The sequence below is a fragment of the Rhodococcus sp. BS-15 genome (genome assembly GCF_000813105.1).
Taxonomy (GTDB): Bacteria; Actinomycetota; Actinomycetes; order Mycobacteriales; family Mycobacteriaceae; genus Rhodococcoides.
Genome location: NZ_BAOX01000189.1, coordinates 1 through 9760, shown reverse-complemented (window position 1 = coordinate 9760; position 9760 = coordinate 1). Strand labels below are relative to the sequence as shown.

General features: G+C 66.0%; 12 protein-coding genes and 3 pseudogenes. 9 read left to right on the top strand and 6 right to left on the bottom strand.

Features of this window, described 5'->3' with window-relative positions; translation table 11 throughout:
* The coding region (locus RHBS_RS18740; RefSeq protein ID WP_128646211.1) for an aminotransferase class V-fold PLP-dependent enzyme at positions 1–565 on the top strand (565 nt) is incomplete at its 5' end.
* Positions 566–725: 160 nt separating this feature from the next.
* Positions 726–1226: a hypothetical protein gene (locus tag RHBS_RS18735; RefSeq protein WP_121872124.1), complete on the top strand. Its 501-nt coding sequence runs from the start codon at positions 726–728 to the stop codon at positions 1224–1226.
* Positions 1227–1246: 20 nt separating this feature from the next.
* Here RHBS_RS18735 and RHBS_RS18730 read toward each other — a convergent pair.
* The 3 genes and pseudogenes from RHBS_RS18730 to RHBS_RS18720 form a co-directional block, all read right to left on the bottom strand.
* Positions 1247–1719, bottom strand: a pseudogene (locus RHBS_RS18730) (YbaK/EbsC family protein).
* Positions 1720–1746: 27 nt separating this feature from the next.
* A complete protein-coding gene (alc, locus tag RHBS_RS18725) occupies positions 1747–2712 on the bottom strand; it encodes an allantoicase (RefSeq protein WP_121872126.1) in 966 nt (321 codons plus the stop codon).
* A 4-nt stretch (positions 2713–2716) separates the two neighbouring features.
* Positions 2717–3720, bottom strand: a pseudogene (locus RHBS_RS18720) (hypothetical protein).
* Positions 3721–3772: 52 nt separating this feature from the next.
* On the opposite strand from RHBS_RS18720, the gene RHBS_RS18715 reads away from it, so the two are divergent.
* On the top strand, positions 3773–4417 hold the full coding sequence (locus tag RHBS_RS18715; protein ID WP_121872128.1) for a TetR/AcrR family transcriptional regulator: 645 nt from the start codon (positions 3773–3775) through the stop codon (positions 4415–4417).
* A 28-nt stretch (positions 4418–4445) separates the two neighbouring features.
* Positions 4446–4670, top strand: coding sequence for a DUF6480 family protein (locus tag RHBS_RS18710; RefSeq protein WP_121872129.1), 225 nt, complete (start codon positions 4446–4448; stop codon positions 4668–4670).
* Between the two features lie 13 nt (positions 4671–4683).
* On the opposite strand, the gene RHBS_RS18705 is transcribed toward RHBS_RS18710, so the two are convergent.
* Entirely contained in the window at positions 4684–5181 is a 498-nt protein-coding gene (locus RHBS_RS18705) for a 2-oxo-4-hydroxy-4-carboxy-5-ureidoimidazoline decarboxylase (protein ID WP_121872130.1), read from the bottom strand.
* A gap of 119 nt (positions 5182–5300) precedes the next feature.
* On the opposite strand from RHBS_RS18705, the gene RHBS_RS18700 reads away from it, so the two are divergent.
* The 4 genes from RHBS_RS18700 (at position 5301) to RHBS_RS29125 (ending at position 7772) form a co-directional block, all read left to right on the top strand.
* On the top strand, positions 5301–6128 hold the full coding sequence (locus RHBS_RS18700; protein ID WP_121872131.1) for a crotonase/enoyl-CoA hydratase family protein: 828 nt from the start codon (positions 5301–5303) through the stop codon (positions 6126–6128).
* Between the two features lies 1 nt (position 6129).
* Complete coding sequence (locus RHBS_RS18695; protein ID WP_121872132.1) at positions 6130–6594, top strand: MarR family winged helix-turn-helix transcriptional regulator; 465 nt, start codon at positions 6130–6132, stop codon at positions 6592–6594.
* 100 nt (positions 6595–6694) lie between these two features.
* A complete protein-coding gene (locus RHBS_RS18690; RefSeq protein WP_187298546.1) occupies positions 6695–7669 on the top strand; it encodes a diguanylate cyclase in 975 nt (324 codons plus the stop codon).
* The gene (locus tag RHBS_RS29125) at positions 7629–7772 is read left to right on the top strand and encodes a hypothetical protein (RefSeq protein WP_187298545.1); all 144 of its coding nucleotides are present in this window, start codon (positions 7629–7631) and stop codon (positions 7770–7772) included. The genes RHBS_RS18690 and RHBS_RS29125 overlap by 41 nt, the downstream gene beginning before the upstream one ends.
* 49 nt (positions 7773–7821) lie before the next feature.
* On the opposite strand, the gene RHBS_RS18685 is transcribed toward RHBS_RS29125, so the two are convergent.
* Positions 7822–8271 (bottom strand): PAS domain-containing protein, encoded by a 450-nt coding sequence (locus RHBS_RS18685; protein WP_121872134.1) that lies wholly within the window; start codon positions 8269–8271, stop codon positions 7822–7824.
* Between the two features lie 63 nt (positions 8272–8334).
* Positions 8335–8826, bottom strand: a complete 492-nt coding sequence (locus RHBS_RS18680) for an inorganic diphosphatase (RefSeq protein ID WP_121872135.1) — start codon at positions 8824–8826, stop codon at positions 8335–8337.
* 142 nt (positions 8827–8968) lie between these two features.
* Between RHBS_RS18680 and RHBS_RS18675 the strand changes: the two are divergent.
* Positions 8969–9760 (top strand): annotated as a pseudogene (locus RHBS_RS18675) (D-alanyl-D-alanine carboxypeptidase); the annotation flags it as partial.

Genomic DNA, 9760 nt, shown 5'->3' with positions numbered 1-9760 from the left:
CACCGATTGGGCTCCGGCACCGCAACGGCACGAGGCGGGCACCCCCAACGTGCTCGGCGTTGCCGCACTCGCTGCGGCCTGCGAGTCAATCGCCGGATTCGACGATGCCGAGCTGCAGGCGCACGAACATGAACTGTCGTCCCGCTTGCGCGACGGGCTGGCCGCACTGGACGGCGTCGAGCAGCTCCAGGCGTGGGCCGACGCACCCGACAGTGTCGGCATCGTCACCTTCACCGTTGCCGGACGCGATCCCGGTGAGGTGGCTGCATACCTGTCCGCCGAACATGGCATCGGCGTGCGCGACGGAAAGTTCTGCGCACACCCACTGCTGAGCAGGCTGGGGCACGCGGCCGGAGCGGTTCGAGCCAGTATCGGGCTCGGCAGCTCGTCGGCCGATGTGGACCGACTCGTCGACGCCCTCGCAGCCCTGGTCGAGTCGGGACCGAGCTGGCACTACGCGGAGGACGCCGGCTGGTGGAACCCTGTACCCGACCCGCGACCCTTCCCCGAGCTGGCTGATGGGGCCGCCGGGGTTGGATCCCCGTGCAGCCCCGCAGACCGTTAGCATGGCGTCATGACCGTGAGTGTCGTGTGGACGGGCAACCGCCACTGGTGCAACAGATACGTGGATCTGTGCCGCACTGCGTCCGGGTCGTGTTCGAGTTCGGCTCCGCTCCGCTCCGACCGAATGAGTTCACCGACTTCTAGAACCAGGACCACCACTCATGTCGCACAACTTCACCCGCGTAGCCGTCGAATTCTCTGCAGGTTGGACCGAACTGACCGTGTCACCGGACGGGGACGTAGTCCGAATCCAGGCCTCCGACCTGCGGGAATCCCAGCAACATCGGGCCCGGGTGCGGGCCGAGGCAGTCGACCGCGGCGAATCTGCCGACAGCGCAGCAGTGTTTCTCGACCTCGAGATCCACATCGCGGCCGATGCCAGGACTGCCCGTCGGGAATTCGCCGCACTGGATGCGCCGACCGGACCGTCGTCGATCCGCTACGTCGGAACGCCGGCTGGATTGGCCAGTTTGATCTCCGATGTCACCGCGGCCGATGTGGCCGACGGCGTGACGTTGACAGTGCTCGGCGATGTCGCTCGACAGTCGGTTCTGATCAACGACGGGGTACTGCCGCTGCTCGAATCCCGCGGCACCCGACTCGACATCGACGTCGTCGACGCGGTCCTCGGCGCACCGATCGCCCCGACTCTCGCGTCCTGACCCCGGTAAAGAAGCAGGGGTCAGGTGACGTCGATCGCCAGACCTGCGGTGATGCGCACCAACTCGGTGAACGTGGACCGAAAGATCGTGTTGGTGTGACCGGCGGCCGCCCACACCTCGGCGTAGCGGCCAGGTCCTGGTCGACGAACGTGTCCAGGTTGGTGGGGTGGCCGACCGGGGCGATCCCCCCGATCGGCTGCCCGGTTGCATGCTTGGCCGTGTCGAGAGACGCACGCATCAACGTCCCGCCCAGACGTTCGCCGGTGCGCTCGAGATGAACGTTGTGGGCACCGGAGACCAGCAGCAGCACCGGCTCGTCGCCCAGCAGAAACACCATCGACTTCACGATCGCGCCTACTTCGACGCCCAGCGCCGCGGCAGCATCGGCGGCGGTGTGTGTGCCCTCCGGGCTGCTGACCACCACACCGTGATGGCCGCGAGAAATCAGAGTGTCGGCAACATGGGCTGCATTCGGATGAAGTAGCCGGGACATGAACCAACCCTATTGCCCTGACGCTCCTTACGTGGAACTGACGAGATCACCGAACAGTCTCAATCGCGCCATGCCGCCGTCGGGGAAGATGTCCATGCGCACCTCGGAGACCGGGGTGTCGTGGGTGAGTACGAAGCGATGCCGGGTGTCGGGCTGCAGCGTCGTGCGCGGCAACAGTTCCATCCATTCGCCGTCGCCGAGCCGGCCCCGCAGCGATGCCGCACCGGGCGCGTTTCCGAGGAAGCAGGTGGTGTCGAGTTCGGCGAGAGAGATGTGCCCGGTACCCGCGAGCTGCACCTGAACCCAGTCGTTCGCGTCGTTGCGTCGACGCGAGGTCTCCCAGCCCTCACCCATCGAGCGCGGGGGTCCGGGGAAGAGCAGGTTGTTGGGCGAGCTGTAGAACATGTTGGAGCACGCCGAGACGTACGCGCCGTTCTCGAGTGCAGCCAGGTCCACCGGCCCGGCGGCGAGGAACTTGGGGTCGGGCTTACCGCGACCCAGCACTCGCAACCGCGCCACTCCGCCGTCGGGATAGATCGACAGTTTCACGTGCGTCCACCGCGCATCGGAGGCGACAGTGAACCTGTTCTCGCTGTCGCCGTTGACCGCACTGCGCGGGACGATGGTGGTCCACTCGGTCTGGGTATGAAGCTCTTCCGGGGAGGGAAATCCGTCGACCTCGGCGGCCTCGATCGAGATCTCCGGCGGATAGTTTCCGGTGAACCAGGCGGTGTCGACGACGACCGCCGAGACGACCCCCGGCGCGCCGAGACGCACGATCGCCTCGTCGTAGCCGGCCTCGCGTCGGCGTCGCGTCTCCCACCCGTCGTAGATCTGGCCCTTGTGTCCGAACGTCGCGGTCGAGTAGTCGGCTTTGCCCGGCCTGACGAGATTCTCCTTCTCCGCGAACGTCTCGTCGTTCGCCCACACGACTGCGCCTCCGAGAGTGCGGACGGCGAGATCGGGCAGTGGCAGAGGGAAAGTGGAGGTCATGGAATCACACTTTACTGGTTTCGTGTTGGTGCACCGGGTTGTGTGCGGACCGGCGGCGCACTGCTGCCGCGCCCATGAGCAGTGCGCCGATCGCGATGTAGAGCGTCAGGCCGAGTGCGGGTTGCCCCAGCCGGTGCCCGAGAAGTAGACGATGCTGCGTACGCCCTCGGTGCCGATGCCCGGGGTGATCCACCGACCGATCGAGGCGTAGAGGGACGGTAGGACGTCTGCCCCGAAAGCGCCTCCTGCGCTTGGGTTTCCGAGGATCACGAACAGGACGATCGCGGCTGGAACCGCGGCGACGCCGATCAGTGCGCGCAGGCCCATGGTGAACAACCCGGTGGCGAAGACCACCGCGGTGCCCAGCAGGGTGAGCGGAAACCAGTGGCCGGCAAAGGTTTCCAGGACATGGGTGGTGAGGAAGGCTCCGAGCACACCCGATGCGGCCGCGTAGACCGCGAGAATGCCGACGTGGAAGCAGGTTTCGCGGCGCGAGGTCGGTGCGCCGATGAGCAGCCCGAAGGCGGCGGCCAACAGGTACCCGCCGACGACCCAGCCGACCGAGAGGTAGAAGCCGGACAGTCCTCGGTTGTCGTGCACGCCGACCGGAATCTCGTCGCGGACCACGAACTGGCGTCCCTGTGCGGCGTCCACCTCGGTGAAGATCGACTCGAGCGCGGTGGCCACCGAACTGCCCGCGGCGCTGGCGGTGATGAGGGTGTCCGTTCCGTCGGCACCGACGACGTAGGCCCCGAGAATGTCCCGATCGCGGAGCAGTGCCCGGACCTCCGCGGTGTCGGCTGCGGTGCGTGCCGCGAGTGGGGTTCCGTCGATGGCGTCGAGGCGGTCGGCGGTCTGCTGGTCCAGCCCCTCGGGGAGACCGGCCTCGGTGACCACCGCGATGGGGATCGCGTGCGGCGTCGGCTGATGGAACGCCGAGACGTAGCTGAGGATGAAGCCGAGCTGCAGTACCAGTACCGCGGCGGCGAGCAGTGACATCTTGCGCATGGGTGACTCCTGAATCTTGTCGATACCCGAGGTATTCAATACTCTAGGTATCGTGAATGCCAACGAGCAAGAAAAGTGGGGGTCGACACAGGACCGGCGACGACCCCAACGCACCGACGTACGCGACCGACTGCTCGCCGCGGCAGCCGACGAATTCACCGAACGTGGTTATGCTGCAGCGAAACTCACCGACATCGCAGACCGGGCCGGCTTCACCAAGGGTGCCGTCTACTCCAATTTCGAGTCCAAGCAAGCGCTGTTCGCCGAACTGCTCGCCCGGCGTTCCCTCGACCTCGCCGCCCGCGTGCTGGCCCACGTATCCGATCTGGACTCCGGTGCAGCGGCAGGAGCAGGCGGCGGAGAGATCGCGTCCTGGGTGGTGGCCGAACCCCGGTGGCCGCTGCTGACCGTCGAATTCGGCATCCTCGCCGGACGCGACCCCGCCGTCGCCGAGCGCTACCGCACCGACCGTCGCGCACTACGCAGCGAACTCGAACGCCTCATCGACGAGCACGCGGACCGGTGGGGCGTCGGCAAGAACTTCGATGCCCGACGCCTCGCGACGTCACTGGCGGCGTTGATCTCCGGATTGGCCGTCGAACATTCGGTGGATCCGGAGGAAATCGACGAGGGCGTCATCGCCGACGCGGTGTCCGAACTGTTCGCGGGAGCGATAGCCAGGACACATCTCGGTTGAGGGATACCGCACCGGGTAACCGCAGAAGATGAACGCTCAGAATCCAGACCCCGACGTCACCACAGGACTCGAAGCCGGAGGCGGGGTCACCCCCGGAGATACTCCGCCCGCCGAAACCGGAATCGGCGGCCCGAACCACGAGCCCCCGCAGCGCAACCGGGTGATGCCGATCGTCGTCATCTGCGTCGTGGCATTGCTGGCAATCCTGATCGCCGGTGGATTGATCGGCCGCGTCGTCGGCCTGTTCGGCTGAATCCCGACCGATCTCAGTACTCCGGCCAACCGCCTTCGGGCCCCAGCAGGCGATCCAATCTGATGTGGTTGATCTTCGCCAGCTCGTCGCGCATGACCTTGCGCTCGGTCTGGTCGTCGTTGTCGAGTCGATGACCCAGATCGACCAGGATGTCGCGCGGCTCGAAGCCCTCGGGCTCGAACAATCGGCTCGACACGTACGGGTAGCCGAACCGGTCCTCGTACGCCCTGGCCGCAGTCCCCAATGCCCTGCGAGTGTCGGTGTCCATGGCCGCGCACACCTTGCTCGGCTCCGGCAGCGTCGCGGCGAGCGAATCCACATCGCGGTCCGACAGTTCGGTCAGTTCCGCGTCTGCGGCGGAGAACAGGTCTGCGCGAGAGCGATACCTGCGGCCGTCCGCCACCCTGGACGCCCACGCCACCGAGCAACAGCACTCGTACAGCGCATGCACCGCCTTGCGGCGCGGCAGATCGTTGAACGTCTCCAGGCCTAGTCCCTGATGCATCAGCATGAGTCGATGATGGGCCCGATTCGGCGTACGTACCAGAGCTGAGCAGGGACTTAGCGCAGACGTTACGCGCCGTAACATGCGGTGCGGGAATGTGCGACGCTGCCGCTAGGCTCGCAGGCATGACCGAACGAACCTGGAAAGCCTTCTCCGTCGAGATCGCGGACCACATCGCGCACGTGACACTCCTCGGCCCGGGCAAGGGCAACGCCATGGGGCCGGACTTCTGGAGCGAAAGCCCCGAGCTGTTCGCGCAGCTCGACGCCGATCCCGAGGTTCGTGCAGTCGTGCTGGCGGGCTCGGGTAGGAACTTCACCTACGGACTCGACCTCGCCGCGATGGCAGGCACGTTCGGTCCGCTCATGGCCGACAAGGCACTGGCCGGTCCCCGAACGTCGTTCCACGACACCATCAAGACGATGCAGAAGGCGATCAACGCGGTTGCGGACTGCCGAAAGCCCGTCGTCGCGGCGGTTCAGGGCTGGTGCATCGGCGGAGGCGTCGACCTCATCACCGCCGCGGACGTGCGCTACGCGAGCGCCGACGCGAAGTTCAGCGTGCGTGAGGTGCGGGTCGCGATCGTCGCGGACATGGGCTCGTTGGCCCGGCTGCCCGCGATCATCGGCGATGGCCACATGCGTGAGCTCGCCCTGACGGGCAAGGACATCGATGCCGCGCGCGCCGAGAAGATCGGCCTGGTCAACGACGTGTTCGAGGACCACGACGCCACCCTCGCCGCTGCTCGCGAATGCGCCGCCGCCATCGCCGCCAATCCGCCTCTGGTGGTGCAGGGCATCAAGACCGTGCTGGATCATTCCCGATCTTCGAGCGTCGACGATTCGCTGCGCTACGTCGCGGCCTGGAACGCCGCCTTCCTCGCCTCGCACGACCTCACCGAGGCGATCACCTCGGTGTTCGAGAAGCGACCTGCGCAGTTCACCGGTAGCTGACGTGGTCGAGTTCGCCGAGGAGCTGGGCACGCAGCTGGTTCGGCTGCAACGCCTGCGTGAGCGCAACATAGCTGCGATCTCGTCCTCGGGCGGTGTCGACGGCGCTGCGTACGTATGCTTGTTCAGGCTCCTGCGCGACGGACCGATGCGGTCAAGTGAACTCGCCGCCATGGTGAATTCCGATCCGTCGACGGTGAGCAGGCAGGTGGCTCAGCTGGTCGAACGGGGGCACGTCGAGCGGCTGCCCGACAAACGTGACGGTCGAGCGTTCGTACTCGCGGTCACTGCGTCGGGTCAGGAAGCGGCGGCGGCGATCCAGCAACGACGCACCGACAATCTCGGCCGGGTGATCGAGGGGTGGACACGGGAGGACCGAGAATCGCTCGTCGCGTTGCTCGATCGTTTCTTGACCGATTACGAAATGATCAGGCCGGACCTGCCCGAGCGGCGCGCCGGTAACGTCTGATGCGCAAATGAACGATCGCATCACCTGACTCGCTCGACGACCGGCCGCTGCCCAGGTCCGCATGCTCGCCCGAACAGTCAGAACGGACGGAGGGAACGCGGTGCCATCCAATCGCGATCGACCGCCGCACAGTCGGGCGAACGGGCTGCGAACCGGCTCGGTGCGACTCGAGCGCCGCGTTGCCCTGGGAATCGCCGCCTTCGTTCCCTCGTTCGGTCTGATCGGGGTCATCGCGATGCTTTCGGTGGACGGACCAGAAGGCGCTATCGCCAAGAGTGCCTGCTTGCTGGTGCTGATTTCCACCGTCCCCGTGGGGATGTGGTGGTTTCGTCGTTCGGCGGACTCGTCGCACATGCCCGGGTGGTTCGTCGTGTACGCAGATGTGGGCGTCGCAGCGATGCTGCTCACTTTCGCCGGACGCGACCTGGCTCTGAACGGGGCGATTCTGTTCACGGTGATCGGGATCTACATCGTCTACTTCTCCAGGAGACGAGTGCTCGAATTCCACATACTGTTCGTCAACGCGGTTGTCGTCGTGCTGGCAGTGCTGTTGTTCGCCGCGGACACGCACGATCCTGCGTCGACGGTCACCAGGACGCTGGCGACACTGCTGGTGGTGAACTCGGTGCTCGCGTTCAGGGCGGTGATTCAGCGCCAGCTCGATCTCGCCAACACGGACTCGCTGACCGGCCTTCTCAACAGACGCGGCCTGGAATTGCGGCTCCAACGCATGATGAACTCGTTGGACGCGGAACGCTCGGTTGCTCTCATGGTTCTCGATCTCGATCAGTTCAAACGAGTCAACGACACGTACGGCCACGCGGTGGGGGACCGAGTATTGCGTCGCACGGCCCGCAGGCTCACTGCGGTCACGGGTGCCCGCCCGTGTGTCGCACGCACCGGCGGTGAGGAGTTCACCATCGCGCTACCGGTCGACGATGCCGCCGTGCACCGCGTAGCCCACGACATTCTCGAGTCGATTCACGACCCCGCCGACGACGTGCCGGTGACGGTCAGCGTGGGGGGTCGCGCTGTTGGAGGGAAGCCGATGGTTCACCGCCGCCGAGTCCGGTGACGGTGCCGAGCTCGTCCACAACGTGCTGCTCGACGCAGACACGGCGATGTACGAGTCCAAGCACGCGGGCGGAAACAGAGCAACGGTGTACGCCGGCGAATGATTCGCCTGCGTACACCGTCAGTCGTTCGGGGAAGAACGTGTGCCGTGCGTCAGCGCAAAGCGCTTTTGGGGTCGTTCCACAGCTGATCGGTGAAGTCCTCCAACGCGACGAGCACGATGGTGTCCTCGGTGCGGCGCAGGATCGACTTGCTGGCGCGCACCTGCACGATATCGCCGGTCTTGTCGGTCATCCGCCACAGAGAATCTGCGCGGGTGGCCACCGTGGTGAGGAACATGTCCGCGACATTGACGCCCTCCGGTGCCCGGTCGGGGAAGATGTCGTGCAGGTGGAAGTCCTCCCGCTCGGTGCGGTCGAGGCCGAACAGATCGTCGAAGGCCTCGTTCGCGAACACGATGGCACCGGTGGGATCGACTGCGAGGATCGGCACCGGGATTCGGTCGAGGACGACCGTCACCGGCAGATCGGGAAACTGCGTCGGATCCGAGATCGGTCGCGAATCGAGATTGCGCCGATCACCGTTGGCAGTGCTGTCGGTCATACGTCTCCCCAAACTATGTTTCGTCGGCGCTCGGCCGAGACGAGGTGTGTGATGCCGAAACGATCAGTGATCCGGATTGTCCGCCAAGCGCTTGAATGATGCAGCGATTTCGGCCTCTGCCTCTGCGCGCCCCACCCAGTCTGCCCCGGTGACGTGCTTGTTGGGTTCGAGATCCTTGTAATGGACGAAGAAATGCTTGATCGCATCGAGCTCGAACGTCGAGACGTCGGAAAGATCCTGGATGTGGTCCCAGCGGGTGTCGCCTGCCGGAACGCACAGCACCTTGTCGTCGCCGCCGGCCTCGTCGACCATCTTGAACATCGCCACGGGGCGTGCTTCGACGATGACGCCGGGGAACACCGACTCGGGCAGCAGAACCAGTGCGTCGAGCGGGTCGCCGTCCTCGCCGAGGGTGTTCTCGATGAAGCCGTAATCGGCTGGATACGCCATCGCGGTGTAGAGGTAGCGGTCGAGGCGAACACGTCCGGTGACGTGGTCTACCTCGTACTTGTTGCGCTGCCCCTTGGGGATCTCGATGGTGACGTCGAACGGCACGTGCAGTCCTCACTGTCGTCGTCGAGCCGGAGCGGCTCGAGTCGTTGCGAATGTGTAGATGGTGGCGGCGCAAGGCTACCGGACCCGAGGATACTGTTGACTGAACGATCATGGGTACGACCACGGCAGATACGGAGGAACAGTGGCGGGGCTGACACGGCGGTTCCTCGGCCCCACAGCGGGCCGACGGCGCAGGAAGAAGCGCGTGACTCTGACGCTGTGCGCTCTGTTCGTGGTGATCCTCGCAGTGACGACCGCCGCCCTGGTGCTGCCGTCGGTGTCCGACGGAGCCGAGACGGCAATCGAGCCCCCGCCCGAGACGGTCTTGCCCAACCCTGCGATCACCCCGTTCCCGGAATCGGCTCCGATGCCGAACGCGGCGGGTCTGGCAGCTGCGCTGGCCCGAGTGGTCGACGATCCTGCCCTCGGCACGTTCACCGGAACCGTCGCCGACGCGCAGACCGGCAGGTGCTCTGGTCCCAGAACCCCGACAATCCGATGACGCCTGCCTCGACCACCAAGGTGCTGACCGCAGCGGCCGCGATGCTCGGGCTCCCGGCGGATCACCGCGTCACCACCCGCGTGGTCCAGGGCAGCGGCGAGGGCAACATCGTGCTGATCGCGGGCGGCGACCCCACTCTCACCGCGCTTCCGGTCGGAACCGACGGGTTCTATCCAGGCGCGGCGCGTATCGACGACCTGGTGGAGCAGATTCGGCGCAGCGGAACGGTGGTGCGCAGCATCGGCGTCGACACCTCGATCTATTCCGGTGACACGATGGCGCAGGGCTGGTTTCCCGCCGACATCGCCGCCGGTTCGATCACGCCGATCGAACCGATCATGCTCGACGGCGGAAGATCGGACCCACTCGTCGACGAGTCGCCGCGCAGCACCACCCCGGCGCTGGACGCGGGCCGCGCACTGGCCGCGGGAC

Coding starts and splice junctions, on each gene's coding strand:
- RHBS_RS18735 (WP_121872124.1), top strand. CDS start 726: ATGTCGCACAACTTCACCCGCGTAGCCGTCGAATTCTCTGCAGGTTGG.
- RHBS_RS18705 (WP_121872130.1), bottom strand. CDS start 5,181: ATGCTGATGCATCAGGGACTAGGCCTGGAGACGTTCAACGATCTGCCG.
- RHBS_RS18710 (WP_121872129.1), top strand. CDS start 4,446: ATGAACGCTCAGAATCCAGACCCCGACGTCACCACAGGACTCGAAGCC.
- RHBS_RS18685 (WP_121872134.1), bottom strand. CDS start 8,271: ATGACCGACAGCACTGCCAACGGTGATCGGCGCAATCTCGATTCGCGA.
- RHBS_RS18700 (WP_121872131.1), top strand. CDS start 5,301: ATGACCGAACGAACCTGGAAAGCCTTCTCCGTCGAGATCGCGGACCAC.
- alc (WP_121872126.1), bottom strand. CDS start 2,712: ATGACCTCCACTTTCCCTCTGCCACTGCCCGATCTCGCCGTCCGCACT.